This window comes from Pseudomonas rosaeacicularis (assembly GCF_057128745.1).
Genome location: NZ_JBSKHT010000027.1, coordinates 48,180 through 68,611, shown reverse-complemented (window position 1 = coordinate 68,611; position 20,432 = coordinate 48,180). Strand labels below are relative to the sequence as shown.

Annotated in this window: 16 protein-coding genes; 6 read left to right on the top strand and 10 right to left on the bottom strand. The window is 58.8% G+C overall.

All coding sequences use genetic code 11. The annotated features are described in order from the left end of the window. Positions 1 to 245 (top strand): hypothetical protein (locus ACWKWM_RS27305; RefSeq protein WP_483849085.1); only part of this gene is annotated, 245 nt, incomplete at its 5' end. Between the two features lie 105 nt (positions 246 to 350). On the opposite strand, the gene ACWKWM_RS27300 is transcribed toward ACWKWM_RS27305, so the two are convergent. The 6 genes from ACWKWM_RS27300 to wecB all read right to left on the bottom strand — a co-directional run bounded on the left by ACWKWM_RS27300 (position 351) and on the right by wecB (position 9,824). Continuing rightward, a complete protein-coding gene (locus ACWKWM_RS27300) occupies positions 351 to 851 on the bottom strand; it encodes an REP-associated tyrosine transposase (RefSeq protein WP_483849084.1) in 501 nt (166 codons plus the stop codon). 351 nt (positions 852 to 1,202) lie between these two features. Then, positions 1,203 to 2,075, bottom strand: coding sequence for an alpha-amylase family protein (locus ACWKWM_RS27295; RefSeq protein WP_483849083.1), 873 nt, complete (start codon positions 2,073 to 2,075; stop codon positions 1,203 to 1,205). A 34-nt stretch (positions 2,076 to 2,109) separates the two neighbouring features. Beyond that, a complete protein-coding gene (locus ACWKWM_RS27290; RefSeq protein WP_483849082.1) occupies positions 2,110 to 4,074 on the bottom strand; it encodes an NfrA family protein in 1,965 nt (654 codons plus the stop codon). Then, positions 4,071 to 6,191 (bottom strand): glycosyl transferase family protein, encoded by a 2,121-nt coding sequence (locus tag ACWKWM_RS27285; protein ID WP_483849081.1) that lies wholly within the window; start codon positions 6,189 to 6,191, stop codon positions 4,071 to 4,073. Before ACWKWM_RS27285 ends, ACWKWM_RS27290 begins: the two co-directional genes overlap by 4 nt. A 12-nt stretch (positions 6,192 to 6,203) precedes the next feature. Further along, on the bottom strand, positions 6,204 to 8,417 hold the full coding sequence (locus ACWKWM_RS27280; RefSeq protein WP_483849080.1) for a cellulose biosynthesis cyclic di-GMP-binding regulatory protein BcsB: 2,214 nt from the start codon (positions 8,415 to 8,417) through the stop codon (positions 6,204 to 6,206). Positions 8,418 to 8,597: 180 nt separating this feature from the next. Further along, positions 8,598 to 9,824 carry a non-hydrolyzing UDP-N-acetylglucosamine 2-epimerase gene (gene wecB / locus ACWKWM_RS27275; RefSeq protein WP_483849079.1) on the bottom strand — a complete coding sequence of 409 codons (1,227 nt, stop codon included), beginning with the start codon at positions 9,822 to 9,824 and terminating at the stop codon, positions 8,598 to 8,600. 951 nt (positions 9,825 to 10,775) lie between these two features. On the opposite strand from wecB, the gene ACWKWM_RS27270 reads away from it, so the two are divergent. The 5 genes from ACWKWM_RS27270 to ACWKWM_RS27250 all read left to right on the top strand — a co-directional run bounded on the left by ACWKWM_RS27270 (position 10,776) and on the right by ACWKWM_RS27250 (position 16,628). Then, positions 10,776 to 12,266: a sensor histidine kinase gene (locus tag ACWKWM_RS27270; RefSeq protein WP_483849078.1), complete on the top strand. Its 1,491-nt coding sequence runs from the start codon at positions 10,776 to 10,778 to the stop codon at positions 12,264 to 12,266. Next, positions 12,263 to 12,880 carry a response regulator transcription factor gene (locus tag ACWKWM_RS27265; RefSeq protein WP_483849077.1) on the top strand — a complete coding sequence of 206 codons (618 nt, stop codon included), beginning with the start codon at positions 12,263 to 12,265 and terminating at the stop codon, positions 12,878 to 12,880. Before ACWKWM_RS27270 ends, ACWKWM_RS27265 begins: the two co-directional genes overlap by 4 nt. A 654-nt stretch (positions 12,881 to 13,534) precedes the next feature. Beyond that, positions 13,535 to 13,900: a response regulator transcription factor gene (locus ACWKWM_RS27260; RefSeq protein ID WP_483849076.1), complete on the top strand. Its 366-nt coding sequence runs from the start codon at positions 13,535 to 13,537 to the stop codon at positions 13,898 to 13,900. Positions 13,901 to 14,651: 751 nt separating this feature from the next. Beyond that, a complete protein-coding gene (locus ACWKWM_RS27255; RefSeq protein ID WP_483849075.1) occupies positions 14,652 to 15,665 on the top strand; it encodes a response regulator in 1,014 nt (337 codons plus the stop codon). Between the two features lie 3 nt (positions 15,666 to 15,668). After that, the gene (locus ACWKWM_RS27250) at positions 15,669 to 16,628 is read left to right on the top strand and encodes a GGDEF domain-containing protein (RefSeq protein ID WP_483849074.1); all 960 of its coding nucleotides are present in this window, start codon (positions 15,669 to 15,671) and stop codon (positions 16,626 to 16,628) included. Positions 16,629 to 16,760: 132 nt separating this feature from the next. Here ACWKWM_RS27250 and ACWKWM_RS27245 read toward each other — a convergent pair whose 3' ends face one another. Genes ACWKWM_RS27245 through ACWKWM_RS27230 form a run of 4 tightly spaced genes read right to left on the bottom strand, consistent with a single transcriptional unit; the run spans position 16,761 to position 20,429 of the window. Next, the gene (locus ACWKWM_RS27245; RefSeq protein ID WP_483849073.1) at positions 16,761 to 17,576 is read right to left on the bottom strand and encodes an ABC transporter ATP-binding protein; all 816 of its coding nucleotides are present in this window, start codon (positions 17,574 to 17,576) and stop codon (positions 16,761 to 16,763) included. Between the two features lie 24 nt (positions 17,577 to 17,600). Continuing rightward, on the bottom strand, positions 17,601 to 18,389 hold the full coding sequence (locus tag ACWKWM_RS27240) for an ABC transporter permease (protein WP_483849072.1): 789 nt from the start codon (positions 18,387 to 18,389) through the stop codon (positions 17,601 to 17,603). Next, positions 18,386 to 19,297, bottom strand: a complete 912-nt coding sequence (locus tag ACWKWM_RS27235) for an ABC transporter permease (protein WP_483849071.1) — start codon at positions 19,295 to 19,297, stop codon at positions 18,386 to 18,388. The genes ACWKWM_RS27240 and ACWKWM_RS27235 overlap by 4 nt, the downstream gene beginning before the upstream one ends. 4 nt (positions 19,298 to 19,301) lie before the next feature. Further along, positions 19,302 to 20,429: an ABC transporter substrate-binding protein gene (locus ACWKWM_RS27230; RefSeq protein ID WP_483849070.1), complete on the bottom strand. Its 1,128-nt coding sequence runs from the start codon at positions 20,427 to 20,429 to the stop codon at positions 19,302 to 19,304. Between the last annotated feature and the right edge of the window lie 3 nt (positions 20,430 to 20,432).

Genomic DNA, 20,432 nt, shown 5'->3' with positions numbered 1-20,432 from the left:
TGCATAGGCTGTACCGACCCCTTCGCGGACAGGTCCGCTCCCACAAGATTTCGACCTGCCTCAAATTTCTGATCAAGCACAAAACTGCAGTAGTGGCTGGCTTCAACACCTCTAATCAAGCACAAAACTGCATTAGCGGCTGGCCTCAACACCTTCTGATCAAGCACAAAACTGTATTAGCGGCTGGCCTCAACACCTCTGATCAAGCACAAAACCGTGGGAGCGGACCTGTCCGCGAAGACTGAGTATCGGACGATGAAGGTGCATAGGCTGTACCGACCCCTTCGCGGACAGGTCCGCTCCCACAAGATTTCGACCTGCCTCAAATTTCTGATCAAGAAAAAACTGTATTAGCGGCTGGCCTCAACATTCTGTTCAAGCACCGCGTGCATGTCAGACCCAATGGCATCCCACAGTGAGTAATCCGCAACCCGTCGTACCAAGCCAGCTCGGACTGGGTTGTAGATTGTGTACCTGGCAAGTTTCACCAAGTCCTCTTCTGCTCTAAGCGCTTTATCGTGGAAGCCTGCTTGCCATACCGGCTCATGGGATGCCCTCTGGCGGTTAATCGCTCTTGAACTGCGCGCTTTTATACGCTGAATCAGGGCGTCAAGCGTTCCAGCTTTCAATTCAAACAACCAATGAAAATGGTCTGGCATCACTACCCAAGCCAAGGAGGTCGCCAACCCTTGATCCTGCGCCCCCCTCATTTCCTGTACGAGTAATCGGCCTAGCGTGAAGTCGCGAAGAATAGGGGCGCGGTTCCGTGTGTTTGAAGTAACCAAATAGATTTGACCCGGACAAGAGAATCGCCCGGCGCGTAATAGATGTGATGCGGCGTAATCAGGCATCCCTGTCCTCCCTGGTGCATTGTCAGTAACGACGCTAGTCAAGGACGGACGACGGCGCATTCTCAAATAGCTTCAGCAAATGTCTGTGGGGATACGCCTCTCCCGCGGTGCAGCGGTCGGCCGCAGAACTTGCTGCCGAAACACAACACCTGTGGGAGCGGACCTGTCCGCGAAGGCTGAATGTCAGGCGATGGAAATGTATTGGCTGTAAGGACCCCTTCGCGGACAGGTCCGCTCCCACAGTCTGGCGGCTGGCCTCAAGCTTCCTGAACCAATACAAAACCCGTGGGAGTGGCTGGCCTCGAACTTCCTGACCACATACAAAACAGGTGGCGGAGGAAAGCAGATCCTCTACTGCCCCAAATCCTTCACCAACCCCGGCGTCAAATAATGCGGGCCGTCGAACAGGTACAGCGCATAACCGTCATAGGCGGCGATCTGGGGTTTCAGCTCGGCTGCCGTGGCTGAGCGAAAGCCGCCGCCGACTTTGGGGCGGAAGGCTTCGACGATGATCTTCACGCGTTTTTTGCCCAGCCTTTTGCTCAGCGCATCCGCGTAGTTTCGGGCGACGGGGGCGGTGCGGGTGTAGACGCCGACGCCGTCCTGGAAGAACACACCGATGTCGCTCGGCAGCCAGCTTTTTAGCCAGTCGGCCGTCGCGTCGGGCCCGATATTGGCGCCGTCGTAGACGCTGATCCACAACGGTCGCGGCAATTTTGCCAGTAACGCCGGCAGCTCCTTGGCGCGACTCCAGCTTGGGTCGACTTCCGCCGGGAAATACCAGCCAGTGACGTTCAGCGGGGTTTTTACCTTCGCCAGCCGCGCCGACATCACTGCCAGCTCTTCAATGTTGTCCCGCGATTTGTTCTCGCTGAAAAATCCTGCCAACCCCAAGATCACATCCTGCGCCCAGGGCGCTTTGGCAATCCGGCTCCAGTCAGGCAGCACCGGCACCGTGGGCATGCCGCTGTTGGGGACGAATGACTGGCCGTCCACCGCCGTCCATTGCACCAACAACTCCCGCGCGCCGAGCTTTTGCCATTCGCCGTTGATGCCGACGGTGGCATTGTCCGGCTGCCAGACGATGCCCACCACGCCAGGCCCTTTGGGCTGGGTCATTTGATAAATGCCAGTCGACGCCAGCCCAAGCACGCCAATGACCACCGCTGTCAGCGAGGCTTTCACCATCGTCGTGCGGCCGAGCAGGGCAGTCAAAATGCTCACTGCACCTGCCGCCGCACAGCGTGCTCAAGAAGCGTCACCACGAGAAAGTCATCCGGGCGAATACGCCCTCTGCGCTGTCATCACCGAACACCTTCGCCCTGTATTGCACGGAGAAGTCCACGTAGGACTGCGGCGCCTTGTACTTGTCCTCGCGAAACCAGTAGCGCACGCCGGTGCCGACACCCACGCCGCCCGCATTGTCGGAGGAGGTGTGATTGCGACCGAGCGCATCCACTTCGCTGTGCATCTTGGAGTCATAGTCCACAGCCGCCACCACATGCGGGAACACCACCAGCCTGGGGCTGATGCTGTCCAGTCGAAAGCTGCGCCCGACCTGCCATTCGCTGTTGAAGTAGTTGCGCTTGTCCTGCAGATAACGCCCGCCTTCGGCATACAGCTGCGAGGTCCACCAGCTCGGCACATCCACCCGCAGATCGGTCCCAATGCTCGAACCATAGCCCAGTCGCACCAGCCAATCGCCATCGACATTGGAGTTGCCCAGCGGGAACGTGCGCTCCAGTGCGCCGATGACATTCAGCCCGGTGAACGGCTTGATCCGTACTCCGACCGCGCCTTGCAAAGCGTCGGCGCCAGTGTCGGTGCTGCTTTCCTTGCTCCACAGCGTATCGGTGATGCGGCCGTACAGCTCGACGAAGCGCGCATCGCGATAACCAAACGGACGCCAGAACACTTCGGTGCTGTTTTGCACACTGTCGTTATTGCTGCTCGGCGCACCGTTCAATCCGCTGCTGGTACTGGCGCCGCGATAAGTCGTGGTGTTGGTCACGCCCCATACGCGGGACAGGTCCGAGACAGCCCTTCGCGTGTCGAACACCTGTTGATCCGGCATTTTTAAATCACCGGTCTGCTGGTAATCGAGCACGCGGCGGAAGTAAGCGATGGCCTGCACGTCATCGGGCGTGCGCATGGCGCTGTAGGCCGCGTCCTGAACTTCGGTCGGCTTGAGCCCGGTTGTGCGGTCGATGTGCTTGAACTCTGCCAATGCGCCTTTATCGTCACCGGCCTGACTCAGAAAGTAGGCGATCTGCACTTCGTCACCCGGCTGCAATTCCCCGGCAGCGCGAGCTTTTTTCAGAGTTTGCAGCGCTTCGTTGGGCTGTCCCATCGCGGCATACAGCGACGCCTGCTCACGGAGCGGCAGATTGCCAACGGCCAGGGCCTGAGCGAAATCCTGCTTCGCGCCGTCCTTGTCGCCCAGGCGCTGACGCATCTGGCCTCGCTGGGCCAGCAACGTGGCGTCATTGCCGTTGAGCGCCAAGGCCTCGGTAGCAGCGGAGCGTGCCGACGCGTATTGCCCTTGGGCAATCAAGGCGCTGACCAACAACTTGCGATAGGCCATTTCCTGAGGAAATCGACCGACTGATTCCCGCGCATTACTCACCGCCGTTTCACTGTCGCCCCGCGCCAGTGCTTCATAACCCTTGGCTGCCGTGTTCACGGCCACTTGCTCGTGGATCGCTTGCAAACGGCGGGTCAGCGCAGGCTGTGGACCGAAGATCTGCACGGCGTCATTGACGGCCACTTCGGCTTCTTCCAGGCGCTGCTGACGTTGCAGTGCTTCGATCAGCATCATCCGGTAATCCAGATTTTTCGGCGCCTGGGCAACGGCTTTTCGCGCGAAGTTCGCCGAGCTGTCGTACTCACGATTGGCGTAAGCACGCAGGGCGCGATTGCCGTCCAGGTAGCCCGGTTTTGGGTGCGCGGCGGGGTAGCGCCGGGGGTGATCGCGGCGCTCTTTGTCGCGCTCGGCCAGGGCGATCAGTTTGCGCAACTGATCGGCATCGGCCCGCTGGCGTAGCGCCTCGTTGGCCTTGGCTATGGCCTGGTCGTAATCCTTGCGGTTGTAGGCGCTGTACGCCTCGTTGGCGATGGAGTAGGCAGGACCGGTCAATGGCAAAGGCAGGATTTCTGCCGATGCAAATGAGTAGGAAAGGCTCAGGCCAGTCGCCAGAAGTGGCAGGATGAAGGGGCGCTTCATAGTGGCTGCTCCGTGTGATCGTCGGATCGGTAATGGCTGTGCTGACGCGCCACTGCCTGTTCGATGGTTTCGCGTGGCAGCACGCCGATGTCCACCAGGTAATCGCCGATGCGGCCATGCAGTTGCGGTCTGTAGCCCAGCATCGCCTGACGGAAGACCTCGCGGTCGAGCAAGCCTTGTTCGACCAGCAAATCGCCGAGCAGCGGCGCCGAGGCGGGTAACGGCTGACCCTCAACAACCTGCAACTGACGCAGCTGCGCAACGATCTCGCTTTCTCGGGCGATCAGTTGCACAGGCTCGGCGCCCATCTGCTCGGTGATCTGCCGCATGCCGTCGTCCGGCAGCGGGCTGGCGACCGCGATCTGTGGGCGCCCTTGAACGTCCATCGCCAATGGCACAACGCGCCAGCGCAGGCAGAATTCATCAGCCAGCGAGGATTGCTGGTCAGCCTTGGCGGCTACATCGAACACGCGCGGCAAGTCATTTTGAAAAGCGATGGCTTCGGCCAGGGTTTCGTCGTCGAGCCAGCCGTGGTTGAGCAGAATCCGGCCCAGCGGCAGCGGGCGAGTCTGCTGTTCGATAAGTGCGGTCTGCAGATTTTCGTCGTTGATCGCCTGCCAGGAGAGCAACACGCTGCCCAAACGGCGCGGTGCGGCGGCGACCAGATCAGTCGACGGGAAGTCGTGCATGGTTTTGTCCCAGACCAGTTTGCGGTTGAGCAATTTGCCCACCAGAAACATGCGCCACGCCCGTGCAGCGGCCATAAAGTTCACGAAATTGCCGACGATCATGCGCGGCATCGACAGCAAGCCGTGCTGCCAGCCGTACAACACGGTGGTGAAGTAAAAGCGATGGGCCATGCGCCATAGCAGCGCGACACCGTTGGCCAGCAACAGGTAGCGGATATAGCCGTTGTTATCGAACGGCGCGGGGAAACTGGTGTTCCACAGCCCGCTGGCGCGCAACACGATCAGCGCCAGCAGCTGCGCCAGAATGACGTAGGCGATGATGCTGACGAAGGACGTCACCACGCTTTTGCGGTCGCGAAACAGCAGGTAGCGATTGGCGAGTGAGCCGGTCCAGCCCATCTGCTCCCAGCCTTGCAGGCCGATGCCCAATGTCCAGCGGGCTTTCTGCCGGAACGCGGTACGGAAGGTGTCCGGGAAAAACTCGCGCACGCACAACGGCATTTCCAGGGTCGATTCGTACTGCTTGCGAAACCAGGATTTGCGCAGCACACGAAACTGCACCGGGAAGCGCACGAAGATTGCGTTCATGCCGTATTTGGCCAAACGCGCGCCGACGTCGTAGTCCTCGGTCAGGCTTTCGGTGTTGAACGGCTGGTTCTGGTTTTCCTCGGCCAGGACCATTAAGGCGCGGCGAGAAAAACAGGTGCCGACGCCCGCGGACGGCACGGTATCGGTCATGCTTTCGCGCACCACCAGATCCTTGCCATGCCATTCAGCGAACTCGTCCATGTACGTGCCCGCCACCCACTCGTACCAATTGCGTTCAAGGGATACGACTGGCAGCTGGATCATGTCCTTGCGCGGTAGCAGGTAGTTGAACAGGCGCAGTTCCAGGGGGTGCAGCACGTCTTCGCTGTCGTGCAGCACCGTCCCGGCAAACTGCACGGCGTGAGTCTGTTCATACAGAAAGATCGCCTGGATCACCCAGTTCAAGCAGTCGGCCTTGCAGGTCGGGCCGGCATGCGGCACCTCCACTCGATGCAACTGCTTGTAGCGGCGGCGCATGCGCTCGACTTCATCGATGGTGCGCTGATCGTTGATGTAGGTACCGACGAACACCACATAGTTCTGGTAGTCGAGGGTCGTCACCATGTTCTCGATCATCGGCGCGATGACGTCGTATTCCAGCCACGCCGGCACCATGATCGCCAGCGGTTGCTCGTCGCGGGCCATCAACTGCTCGACGGTGAGTGGTCGATACCGGCGCTCGGCGGTGAACTTGCGATAGATCCGGCGCGCCCAGTACCAGACGTCGATGATCAGGTCATCGACGCTGGAAATCAGGATCACCATCGCGACGACGATCGTCGCCACTTCCAGCACGCTGTAGTAATGGGCCAGCCAATACGGCCAATAAAGCGACGTCATCGCGGCTTCCCGTTACGAGCGATTGCGGCGAGCGCGACGGCCAGCCAGCAACAGCAGAAGGAAGACAATGATCACGCCCGGAATCAGCCACAGCAGCGACGGTTGGCGCCAGGCATCGAAGCCTTTGACTTCGTCGTCATCGATCATCTGGCTGCCGGTCGGGTCCTTGGCATCGAAGGTGGTCAGTGCACCCTCGTCACCCAGGATGGTCACGTTGCCGCGCTCCAGCAGCACTGGCTTGGCGAAGATCGGCGTTTGCCCGCCGAGGGTGCGATAGAGCACACCGCGCTGGGTGCCGGATTCAATCACTTGCAACGACGCGAGGTGGTTAAGGGTCTTGAGGTCAAGCAGCGTCTGTTCCTTGTGATTGATCAGCAAGTGGCCGTCATTGCTGACGCTGACCGATTCGCTGCTGTCTTTCATCGGGACTTCGAACGCCAGAAACGACTTGTCGGGCGCGATCACGGTTTTGGGATCAGCGCTGACGCTCAGGTTCGCGCGCAGCGGCGACACCCCGGAAGTGGCAGCGATACGAATGACCTGCGGCAAGCTGGCCGCCGGATGATCAAGATAGCTCTGCGGCACCAGCAGTTGCGTACTGGTGGCGAAGCGCGCAGCCATGCCAGAGAAGTCGTCGTCCAGCGTCGATTTGTCGAGAACCACATGACTTGTCGGCAGCACGGAAATCGGGAACGCTTGCGGCGTCTCCAGGCATTCGTTGCTCACCGGCTGACGCTGGAAAGACACACGCAGCGTGTTCTGCGCGGCCAGGGCGTAGCGCGGAATGCGCGCTTCGATACGCTCTTTCTGGCCGTTGGCGTCGAGCTGTCTGGCACCGATCAGGTAGTCATTGAGAAACAAGGTCGCCACCGGTGGCGTGCCGGAAGCGCCGGGTGCTGCAGCGATATCGATCACAGCGTTGACCGGGACGCGGCCGTCATACGCCACAGCGCCGAGTGGGAACGATGCGCTCCAGTCGGTCTTGGCCAGCACATCCACGGTGCCCGGTTTGCCGCCCAGTCGGGTAAGCGCCACACGGCCGTCTTCGCTGAGGGGCATGTTGGCTTCTTCGCCGATGGTCAGCTGACGATTGCGCGCCAGTTTGTTCCACGCCGAGCTGAACAGACCGATGGCTTTGCCGGCCGACTCTGGCTTGATCATCAGCATCGGACGGGCGCCGAGCAGCGCTAGGCGTACGTCGTCGGTCCCTGTTTCGAGGGCCGCTTTGACGTGGCTTTCACGCCATTGAGCCAAGGCATTGCTGGCGCTGGCATCGAGCCCCTGAACCTGGGTTTGCAGCGCGTCGAGAGATTCGTTGATCGCCTTGAGCAAGGCTGCATCGCCCACCGCCAGGTCCGCTTGCAGCGACGGCGTCTGGCCGAGCAGCAAAAGAGCGCCAATCTCGGCCGGGTTGGCCAAGGTGTGCTGGCCAGTGCCGTCGAGTGCGGCGAACGCCGGGATCTGCTTGAGCTCATTCGGAATACGCAGGCTGCTCAGATCGATACTGTCTTGCAATGAGGGGAAGGGCAGGATGCGCGCTTGTTTGCCGATGCGTTCCAAGGCGACGCCCAGGCGCCATGCGGCGTCGTAGCTGGTGCTGGACAAAGTGCCAGGGGCCACAAGAAGACCGGGCTTGCCTGGCAGTGCATTCCACGCCGCGCCGACGTCTTTCAATTCGTTGGCGTTGTAGCTGTAGGTCAGACGGGTGTGGGGATCGATGCGCAGCACGTTGCCGATGGCGCGTTCGTCTTCACACAAGACTTTGGAAATCACCGAGGACCATGCGATGCCCAGGCGCAGCGAACCACTGTCGCGCGGCGCTTTATCGACGCCCAAAACTGCACTGGCGTTGCCTTCGGCTTCGTTGAGACCCAGGGCGCGCACCGGATAACCGTCCAGCGACAGCAGCAGCGTGTTACGGCCCGCCTCGCCATTCAGGTAGCTGGCGTCGAAATTCAGCGTCGCATCCGTCAGCGGCACGTCGGCCGGGACCGGCAGGTAAAGCTCACGGCGAGCGTCACTGGCGTTGAGAATGATGGGTCGATCGATGCCCAGATCCTTGAGTTCGATGACGCGCTCCTGGCGGGTGTCGGCATTGAGGCGGCTAATGGCCTGGCTCAACGGCGTTTCTGCGGCCAGTGCGAAAGCAGGTGTGAGCGCGAGCAGGCTCATGCCGCAGGCAAGGGCATTCAGCGCGCCCGTATTAACGGAAACGGAAGACTTCATTCAGGTCGATCTCGGTCAAGGCTCAAGGCCAGTGGGGTCTTGATGGGCAAGTGGAGGCTGCGCAAGCCGGATTCGGAAAGCTCATGACTGCTGAGCGTCCGATTGATGCGCAAACACATCCACTGCCTCAGGGGCTTTATTAATTACCCGTCGCAGCGGGGGTTTAAGGACATAGCGTTGCTAGCGAGCAACTGCGCGCAGTGCGGCGGGCTGAGGCTGCGCGTCGGCAGGTTCAAGCCGTCGGCGCGGTGTTTCGGGGACAAACTCATCGACAGGGCGTCCCATCAGCGCATCGACAATCCGTGCGCTGGCATGGCCGTCACCATAGGGATTGGCTGCGCGAGAGGCAGTGCGCCACAGGTGTTCATCGTCGAGCAAAGCGCAGACGCCACGCACGATGGCATTGGGCTCCGTGCCGACAAGACGCACCGTGCCTGCCGCCACTGCTTCGGGCCGCTCGGTGACATCGCGCATCACCAGCACCGGTTTGCCCAGGGACGGGGCTTCTTCCTGCACACCGCCGGAGTCGGTCAGGATCACGTGAGCACGCTGCATCAGCCGCACGAACGACAGGTAATCCAGCGGCTGAATCAGGTGCACTTTCGGCAGATCACCCAAGTGCTCGGTCACCGGGCCCAGTACGTTGGGGTTCAGGTGCACCGGGTAAACAATCTGCACATCGTCGCGTTGAGCCAAGGTGCGCAGCGCTTTGCAGATGTTGAGGAAGCCGTCGCCGAAGTTCTCGCGGCGATGCCCGGTCACCAGCAGCATTTTGCGTTCGGGCACCAAAAAGTTGAATTGGCGATCCAGCGCCGCGCTCAATTGGCGATTGCTGTCGATCCGTTGCGCGGTCATTTGCAGCGCATCGATGACCGTGTTGCCGGTGACGAACGAGATGCCCTGAAGGCGTTCGCCCAGCACATTGCGTCGGGACTGCGCGGTGGGCGTAAACAAAAGATCCGACACCAGATCGATGCTGCGTCGGTTCATCTCTTCAGGCCATGGCTGATGAATGTCACCGGTGCGCAGACCGGCTTCGACATGGCCGACCGGGATGCGTCGGTGAAACGCCGACATGGCAGCAACCATCGCTGAAGTGGTGTCGCCATGAACCAGCACTTTGTCTGGTTGCATCTGCTCAAGGATCGGGTCGATGGCAGCGTACAAGGCGGCGGTCAGGGAGTTGAGCGTTTGCCCAGGTCTCATTACGTCCAGGCTGTAATCAGCCTTCAGGTCAAACATGTCCAGCACTTGTTGAAGCATGCTTTGGTGTTGCCCGGTGATGCAGATACGCGAATCGATGCCCGGCTCTTGCGCCAGCGCTCTGACCAGCGGCGCCATTTTGATAGCTTCAGGTCGGGTACCAAAAATTGACAGGATTTTGATTCTGGAGTCACGTTCAACCATGGGTTTCCTCCCGCGCTAAATAAGCGCCGCACAGCAGTTATCATGAGGGCGATGCGCCATCAATTAACTAGCAAGTTGGTTTGTGTATCGGGTGGGAAAGATCGGAATGGAGATTCGATGTTCACTTCAATGTGAGATGGCGCTATGCCTTGTAACCCGAGCAGGGGCCGATTATTAGCGGAATAAATCGGCAATGCAAAAGGTTTGTACAACTTTTTTAAAATTAAAAAGTATGAAACTTTCAATATTCAGAAGGGTCGGGCTTTAATTTTTAACTGAGTGCTGGGGATTTTTAGTGCTAAAACGCTTGAAGATGCGAGAGGGTCGATAATCCTCTGGAAGCCAGTAAATACAAGGGGTATGGCGTGATGGTGAGTGCGCAATAATGAGTTGTTAATTGCTCGTTCAATACGGGCGGGTTATTTTTTTGGCGTTGTTAAGTTGTCGTTTGTTTTGGAGTGAGCCATGAAAATGACGTTAAATAAATGGCGGTTTTGATGACTTCTGGATCTTCATTTCTTCAGCGGTTTCATACTTTTTAAATAAAATTGAACTGCGGCTGGGTGGTGAAGGTCGGCGGACGATACTAACAAAAGATCGGACCATGTCTACAAGATTCTCCGATCAGTTATTGATCATCTTAATATGCGGATTGCCTGAGCATATTGGGTCAAATGGTTCACCTAATGCGTCATTGGTTTAAGGGCGTTAGCCGCAAGCGCCTGGATTGAAAATGCTACAGCCACCACAGCCGTTAAAATCTGGATCCTTTCAGACAAGAAAAGGTAATGTCTAGGCGGGCACAATCTACCCATCGATACTAAAAATACTATCCTGACACCCCGGCCTGTTACGGCGGGCGAAGCGTCAGGCGGCGTGGCATTTAACCTGCGCCAACGCTTTCTATTCATGCTGCCATCACAACGACCAGAACAAGGCATACGTGTAGGAATGAATATCGCGTCTACTGCGCTTCTCCACTCATCCCGACAGCACCTGTCGCCCTACGGCTGGCTTTTGCGACTGGGCTCGGTGGCAATCACGCTGATCATCTTTCTGATCGACTGGCTTAGCACGCTCGACGTCGCTATTGCGGTGTTGTACGTGGTGGTCATTCTGATCTCCGGCGACCTGTTCACGCGCAAGGGCCTACTGGCGGTTTCGCTGACCTGTGGACTCCTGACATTGGCGGCGTACCTGCTGTCCCATGGCACGCAGTGGCTTACGCCAGCTTTTGCCCGCTGCATAGTCAGCCTGGCAGCCATCGCGATTACCTCGTATCTGGCGCTGAAGAATAAAGACGCGAAAGACGCTTTGCAGGCGCAGGTCCACCTGCTGCATCGCAGCGAAGCGTTTCTGGCCGAAGCGCAGCGATTGAGCCTGACCGGCAGCATCGGCCTGAAAATGCCCAGCGCCGATATGTATTGGTCAGACGAGGCCAAGCGGATTTTTGAATTCGAGCATTTGCATCCAACGCTTGAATGCGTAATCGGTCGCACGCACCCCGAAGACGTCGGCGCGCTCAAGTCATTCATCGAGATGGCGTATGCCGGGCACGCCAGCCTGGAAACCGAATTTCGCCTGTTGATGCCGGATGGCAGCGTCAAGTGCCTGCGCATGCTCGCCTGTCAGGTGCGCGATGCGAACGGTGAGTGCGAGTATATCGGTGCGCTGATGGACGTGACGGCGACCAAAAATGCCGAGGAAGCGCTGCATCGATCGCAGATGCAGCTGGCCCACATCACTCGGATTACGACCCTGGGTGAATTGGCGGCGTCCATTGCCCATGAGGTCAATCAACCGCTTGCAGCCATCACCACCAACGCCGAGGCCGGTTTGCGCTGGCTGAATCGTCCGGTGCCCGATCTGGATGAAGTGCGCAGCGCTACTGAGCGCATCATGAGTGAGGCGCATCGTGCCAGCGAAGTCATCCGCCGGATACGCGCGCTTTCGCGCAAGACCATCCCCCAGCACGTCCAGGTTGATCTGCGGCAAGTGCTGCAAGAGTCAGTTGAACTGGTCCGGCGGGAGATCCAGCGTCATCGCGTGACACTTGAGTTAAAGGTGGGTGATCGGGCGTTGTACGCCGATGGCGATCGCATTCAGTTGCAACAGGTGATCATCAATCTGCTGATCAATGCCATGCAGGCGATGTCGGGCATGCAGGCTAAAAGCCGAAAGTTGACAGTGCGCCTGTCTGTGCCGCCAGCCGGAGGCGTGCAGCTTGGCGTTCAGGACAATGGGCCGGGAGTGGCTGCGCAGAATCTGCCCAGCCTGTTCAACCCGTTTTTTACCACCAAGCCAGAGGGGATGGGCATGGGGCTATCGATTTGCCGTTCGATTATCGAGGCCCATGGCGGGCGCATCTGGGCGGAAAGTGAGTTGGGGCACGGTGCATTGTTGAGCTTCTCGCTCCCGGCCTGCGCGGAGGTTCAGCCATGACCGCTCCAGCACTGATTCCGACGGTGTTTGTGGTCGATGACGACCCGGCGCTGCGTACTGCACTCAATAGCCTGCTGCGTTCGGTGGGCATGCAAGTGTTCACCTACGCCTCGGGCGCTGAGTTTTTGCAGCATTCTTTTGACGACGCCCCGGCGTGTCTGATTCTGGACGTGCGGCTGCAGGGTGAGAGCGGGCTGGATTTCCAAGTGCGCCTGACCGAACAGAAGATCTGGATGCCGATCATTTTCGTCAGCGGCCACGGCGACATCGCCATGTCAGTCAAAGCCATGAAGGCTGGTGCGCTGGATTTCCTGGTCAAGCCGTTCCGCGATCAAGACCTGCTTGATGCGGTGTCGATGGCGCTGCAGCAGGACAGCAAGCGCCGAGAGACCGGCAAGTCCGCCGCCAACCTGCAAGCGCGCTACCAGACCCTGACCCCTCGGGAGCAGGAAGTCATGGCTTTTGCTGTGACCGGTCTGATGAACAAGCAAATCGCATCAGAAATGGGCCTCAGCGAAATCACCGTCAAGATCCACCGCGGCCATGCGATGAAGAAGATGCAAGCCAAGACCTTTGCTGATCTGGTGAAGATGTCGCAGGCGTTGGGAAGTTGAGCGTTGCCAATTTCGCGGGCGAGTCGCAATGCTGCCCACTCGCCCCAACGGCTTTCGGCCAGCATCAAAAACTGACGGGCGCAGCCTGAATATCTTTGCGCGACACACAACCCAGTAGGAGCTGACGAGCAGCGCGAGGCTGCGATGCGGTGTGTCTGATGAACCGCAATCGCAGCCTCGCGTTGCTCGTCAGCGCCTACGCCCTCCGGGCAGAAGCGCAAATGCGGGAATGTCGCGCTGTTGGTCCAGGAAGCACATCATTCGTTGGAGCGAGATTTGCCCGCGAAGCTTTTGATCCTGGCCGCAGGCCGTGGGAGCGGACCTGTCCGCGAAGAAGTTGGACAATCCTCCATGTGGTGCCTGGGCCACCGCATTCGCGGACAGGTCCGCTCCCACAGTCATTTGTGCAGCCCTCGCGTTTTTGTAGCAGCTGACGATCTGACAGGCGCTCCACCGGCCTTCGGCCAGAATCGAGTGAATGGTTGGCTTTGCTGAGCTGTCCATTCGGTCAGGAAACGCGCCGTTGGTCGCTAATGGCATTTAGTCATACACCTGTATAGTTCTTTGTTGGTGGTCAGCCCGGTACGGTGTCGGCAGCAGTCGTGTGCATCCGTGCACATGTTTCTTTTGCCTGTAACGCTCAAGGTGTTCCGCTTGCCCAGACTTCCCCTGATCGCAGTTGTCGACGACGACACTGCGGTGCGCGCCAGTATCGATAGCCTGATCCGTTCGCTGGGTTTCGTTGCTTGCCTGTTTGGCTCTGCGGAGGACTTTCTGCTGTCCGAGGATCGTGATCACGCCGATTGCCTGATCACTGACGTGCAGATGCCGAACATGAGCGGTGTGGAGTTGCATGAACAGCTGACGGCTCGTGGATACCAGATTCCGACCATCTTCATCACCGCCTTCCCGGAGGACGCCATTCGCAAACGCGCGATGACGGGCAGTGCAGTGTGTTTTCTCGGCAAACCTTTTCAGGGACAGGCGCTGATCGATTGCATCCAGTCCACACTTAGCTGATCCGCGCGGCCCTTGCGCGTTGCTCGTCCAACAGCAGCTGCAATCGCTGAATCAGCAATATGTCGGTGATCGTGGACATCGCAATTATTTGTGCTGATTAAACATACAGATCAGTACGGATCGGATATGGCCTGGCTCTGGCTTATATGCGCTCCTTGATAGCCAATGCCGTGAGCACCGTATTGGTCCATTCGGCTGATAATGCGCTAGGGCAGCTGCACTTTTTTATGGCTGCACATGGCGGTACATCTTCCTTTTACCCCCGTGGGCATTGATCCGACTTAGGTGCTTGAAACAGTAAATCAGAGCGAGCGATCTCACGCTTACAGTAATACCCCGCAGTACTGCTTGGGTTTGGCCGTTTAATATTTGTTTATATCCAGCCGCTCTTCCCGTGTCTGTTGGGCAAGACGAGGCAGCAAATTAAAAAACAGGATTTCAGACCAAACTCGCATGCCGACAACGAGATAACTTTTGACGCCATAAAACAGTCAGTTCCCGGCGCGAGGGTCTTGATAGTCGTCATCATCAAGATGCAGGTATGCCCTTAAGAATGCGGTCATCCCTGAGCACAGATATTGCATACAGCGCTGCATCGATACATTGAGGGGAAGAAACGACTCAATGCGGTGGGTTGATATAGATCTGAAAGATTTGTCTGCGATGATCGTTCGATGTTTGTCGCATCTTTATGAGTTAAACCGATACGCCGGGCTCTGCCTGAAACTCTTTTGCAGTGAGAAAGAAAGCAATGCCCATGATTCCCCTGTTGATTTGCGACGACTCCAATATGGCGCGCAAACAGCTGATACGGGCTTTACCCGCAGATTGGGGCGTGTCAGTCACCACCGCAACCAACGGCCGCGAAGGGCTTGAAGCTATTCGCCAAGGGTTGGGCCGAGTCGTGCTGTTGGACCTGACCATGCCCGACATGGACGGTTATCAGGCCTTGGCGGCGATGCGCGCCGAAAACCTGCAGGCCAGCGTCATCGTGGTCTCAGGCGATGTGCAGGAAGAGGCTGTGCGCCGGGTCATGGAACTGGGCGCGCTGGCGTTTCTCAAAAAACCGGCCGATCCCCTTGAGCTGCAACAGACCCTGGAGCGCCTGGGGTTACTTGGCGAGCCCAGCAAGGGCGTCGCCGTGGCGCCGAACGTTGCGCACGCTGCCATTACGTTTCAGGACGCCTTTCGCGAAACGGTCAACGTTGCCATGGGCCGGGCTGCGGCATTGCTGGCGCGCGTGCTTGGCGTGTTTGTGCAGTTGCCGGTGCCCAACGTCAACATGCTGGAAGTGGGCGAGTTGCACATGGCGCTGGCCGATGCCCAGAGCAGTGATCGTCTGACGGCGGTGTGTCAGGGTTATATCGGCGGTGGTATCGCGGGCGAGGCGCTGCTGCTGTTTCATGATTCCGAAATCGCCGACATGGCGCAGTTGATGAAGCTTGATTCCTCTGGCGAGTCGGCAGATGAAAGCTCCGACATGGAGATGCTGCTGGACCTCTCGTCGATCCTGATCGGTGCTTGCCTGAGTGGCATCGCTGAGCAAATCGATATCGCGTTCTCGCAAAGCCATCCGCAAGTGCTTGGCACGCAGGGCGGCATTGATGAACTGATCCGCATCAACGAGCAGCGCTGGAAGAAAACCCTCGCCGTGGAGATCAGCTACAGCCTGGAAGGCCACAATATTCACTTCGATCTGCTGCTGTTGTTCACCGAAGATTCGGTCGAGCGGCTGTCGCGCAAACTCGCCTACCTGATGAGCTGATGGATGAACGATCGAATTGATGTGCGCGAACTGCATTGGCTGCTGACCATCACTCAAAGCATTGATGTGGGCGTGGTGGTGGTGGACCAGCAATATTGCGTGCAGGTCTGGAACACCTTTATGGAAAACCGTTCTGGCGTGCTGCCGTACGAGGCGGCAAACCAGTCGTTTTTCGAGCTGTTCCCCGAGGTCAATCGGCAGTGGCTCAAGAGGAAAATCGACAACGTCATCACCCTTGGCACTCCCGCATTTACGATCTGGGAGCAACGGCCTTATCTGGTGCGGTTCAAGAGCTATCAGCCGATCACAGGGCTTGAAGACTTTATGTACCAGAACACCACGATGTTCCCGTTGCGCTCCACCAACGGCGAGGTCACGCATGTGTGTCTGGTGATCTATGACGTTACCGATGTGGCGACCAACCGCCTGCAATTGCAGGCCGCCAACCTGCAATTGCAGAAGCTCTCCAGCACCGATCGGCTGACCGGGTTGTACAACCGCGGGCATTGGGAAGAGGCGTTGCGCCTGGAGTACGCGCGGCATGTCCGCTACGGCACCTCGGCGGCGCTGGTGATGTTCGACATCGATCACTTCAAGCGGGTCAACGATTCGTACGGTCACCAATGCGGTGATCGGGTTATCCAGCGCGTGGCGGATGTGGTGCGCGAGCATATTCGGGATTCGGACATTGCCGGTCGCTATGGCGGCGAAGAGTTCGCCATCCTGCTGCCCGATACCGATAAATACGGCGCGGGGGTTTTCGCCGAACGTCTTCGCATCGCGATCCAAGCCCAGGAAGTCCCCCATGAAGGCCAGGCGATCCGCTGCACTGTCAGCCTGGGCGTCGCCGACCTGACCCTGCCGCTGGATGATCACAAAACCCTGATCGAATGGGCTGACCAGGCGTTGTATGCGTCGAAGAAGAACGGGCGTAATCAGGTGTCGGTGTATGAGCCCAATTGAAGTTCTGTTGGAGCGAGGCTTGCCCGCGAAGTTAGCGCCTCGGTATTACCTGACACTTCGCATAGTTAGCTTCGCGGGCAAGCCTCGCTCCAACGGCCTTCGGCCAGAATCAAAAGACCGTGGATATCTTTTTTAAGACAACTCCGCAAAATCACTCAGCACATCATCGCGCAGCGCAATGAAACGAGCATCGCTGCGGTTTCTCGGGCGGGGCAGGTCGATGTCGACGATGCGCCGGATCCGCCCAGGATTGGGCTGCATCACCACCACCCGATCACCCAGATACACCGCTTCATCCACATCGTGAGTCACGTGCACCATGGTGATTTTTTCGTGCTGCCAGATGTGTTGCAGCTCGCGTTGCAGACGGGTGCGAGTCAAGGCATCGAGCGCGCCAAAAGGCTCATCGAGCAGCAACACGCTGGGCCGATTCACCAGCCCGCGCGCGATAGCGACACGCTGTGCCATGCCGCCTGAGATCTGATGCGGGTAGGACGCGACAAAGTCCTGCAGCCCCACCAACTTGATGTGTTCGGTCACGGCTTCGCGTTTCTGTGCGGCGCTCAAGGGGGCGTTCTTCAAACCCACAGCGACGTTCTGCTCCACGGTCAACCACGGGAATAACCGGTGATCCTGAAACACAATGCCGCGCTCAAGCCCCGTGCCATGAATGGGCGTTTCGCCCAGCAATATCCGGCCGTCGTAGTCCTCGTCCAGCCCAAGGATCAGCCGCAGCAATGTCGATTTTCCGCAGCCGCTGGCGCCGACGATGGTGATGAACTCACCGGGTTCGATATCCAGCTGAACGTTGTCGAGCACCTGCAATTGCGTGTCGTCGCCCGTCGTCGACTGAAAGCGCTTGCTGATGTTTTCCAGTCGAAGGCCGTTCTTATTAGGTGAAGAGTTGTTGGATGAAGAGCCGGGCGAGAGATTAAGTGCATTGGACATATTGTCGATCCTGTCTGAAAACGATTAGCGCGGCGTGATGCCGTAGAGGCGCTGAATGCGACGTTCGACCTTGCGTGCCAGTGTGTTCAACGCCCAACCCACCAAGCCGATGACCACCATCCCGAACAACACCAGGTCCATCATGAAATGCTCGCTGCCGTCGATGAGCGTATTGCCGATGCCGTCGCCGGAGACCAGTAGATATTCCGCGCCAATGGTCGCCAGCCACGAATACACCAGCCCCAGATAAATGCCGGTAAAGATGGAGGGCAGTGCGGCGGGCAACATCACCCCGACCACCGTTTGCCAGCGCGTGAAGCGATACACCCGCGCGACTTCCAACAAATTGTCCGGCACGTTACGGATGCCGTCGCAGGTGTTGACCACCACCGGGACCAATGCCGCCAGCGACAGGAACACCACTTTGGCGACGTCACCCAGGCCGAACCACACCGAAATGAGCGGAATCCACGCAAACAGAGAGATCTGTTTGAAGGTATTGAAACTCGGCTCGACCAAGCGCTCGAACAGCCGGGAGAAACCCAGCAGACAGCCCAGCACCAGGCCCAATCCTGTACCGATGAAAAAGCCGCTGAGATTGCGCACCAGACTCGCCGAAATCGCTCGCCAGAATTGGCCGGAAGCCACTTGCGACCAGGCGGTTTCAGCGACCTTCTGCGGCGAAACCAACAGGCCTGAAGTGCTCCAGCCTTGATTCGCCGCCAGCCACCAGACCGCCAGCCCGAGAGTCGGCAGCACCCAGCCGCGATAGCGCTTATTGCCCTCTTTATAAGTCGAAGCGAAGGCGTTCATTGCAGCCTCCCGATTGTCAACGCACGGCCTTTGTTCAACCGTCGCTCCACGGCCTCAAAACCGCGATCAATCAGCAAGCCGACTGCGCCGACCACCACGACGGCAGCCATCACCAGGTCCAGCTGAAACAGCTGGCGTCCGTAGGCGATCAGGTAACCCAGGCCCTCGCTCGATGCCAGCAACTCGACCACCACCAACGACAACCAGGCTTTGGTGAAGCCCAGGCGCAGGCCGGTAAAAATAGGAGGGATGGCGGAGGGGATTACGATGTCAGTGACGATCTGCCGGCGGCTGAAACCGTAAGCAGCACCCACTTCCAGCAACCCTTTGGGCGCCTGTCGAAACGCTTGCAGCGTGCACAGCGTTACCGGGATCAATGCGGCATGGGCGATCAGCACATATTTGAGCGGCTCACCGATGCCAAACAGCAGCAGCGCGAACGGCAGCCACCCCAACACCGGAATCTGTACCAGCGCGTTGAACGTGGGAAACAGATAATCCTCGATGGTTTTTGACAGCCCCATCGCCAAGCCCAATGCCATGCCTAAACCCGCACCGAGCACAAACCCCACCAGCACCCGTTGCAGGCTGGCCGAGGCGTTCAGCCACAGGTCGCCGCTGGTGATCAGATCGGTGAGGGTCTGATAGACGAAGGCCGGGGGTGGCAGCACTTGCTCTGATAGCCAGCCACGTTCGGTGCCCACGTACCACAAGCCCAGCAGCGTGAGCGGCAGCAACCACGGCAGCGCGCTGTTGCTCAGCCTTGCGCGCCATTTGCCAGCTGTGTTTGGTCTCTCTTTAACGCGACGCGCTGGCCGGGCAGGGAAGGCGGGCAAGCGCTCGATGGATGCGCTCGATTGCGGCACATCATGATTCAGTTGGCGGGCAGAGGCGTGGGCGCGGGACATCGTCTCAGCCTCCGCTTTTTGCTGGCGTCGCCGATGGCTTGGTCGACGCCGTGGCGGTGTTAGCCGGTTGCTTGCCATCGGGGCCATACGGCGTCCAATAGTGCTCAAGGCCTTTGTTCTTCAGCGCCGTTTCCAGATAGCGGGTTTCAAACCAGCCGTCGACCGACACCGGGCGACGAATCATTTTCTCCTCCTTGGCCTGATCGGCGACCGCTTGATAGCGCGAGCGCAAAAACTCGTCCACCAGCGGCGAGGCGCTGTCGCGCAATGTCAGGTTGGCGAAGTCGGCTTTCAGAGAGTCCAGTGGCTCGTTGGTCTTGGCCCATTCGTTCAGCACCGCGTCGCGGTTGTGATCATCGGACTCCCACTTGGCCGCATCGACCAGTGTGTCGACCACCTTTTGCACGTTGTCCGGATGTTCTTGCTCGTACGGCCCGCGCACCACCAGCGCCAATTGGCGGGTGTAGCGCACATCGTTGGTCGGGTTGTCGAAAATGATGTCGATCAGGCCCTGATCACGCAGTTTGAACAGCTCGCGGCCGCCGAACGCTGCATCGACACCCTTGGACGCCAGCGCCGCCTGACTGCTGCCGCTGTCCAGATTGATCACTTTCAGATCACGCTCGCTCAGCCCGTGGTCAGCCAGCAGGTTGATCGAAACCAGGTGAGCGTTGGTGCCGCGGAAGACCGCGACTTTCTTGCCCTTCAGGTCCTCGATGCTTTTGATGTCCGAGCCCTTGGGCACCGCCAGATAAACGTTGGCGCGCACGCCGATGGCCGCGAGCAGCTTGGTGTCCAGCCCATTGGAACGGGCAACCACTTGCGGCAAATCACCTTCGTAGGCGAAGTCCAGTTGCTGATTGGAAAGGGCCTCATTCACCGCTGGCCCTGCGCCTTTGAAGAAGAACCACTGCACCTCGGTGCCGGTACCCGCGAAGGCTTTTTCCAGCAGTTGCTGGTTGCGCACGATGCTCAGTGGCGAACCGCTGAACGTGACTGGGTCGCCACCGCCTGCGTTCGCCACGCCGATGCGCAAGACGTCGGCTTGGGCCAAGGGAGTCATCAGCAGCGCCGCCAGTGCGGTAGCTACGCTTTTATTGCTGAACAACGATTTTCGCTTGGCCTGTGCCATGAC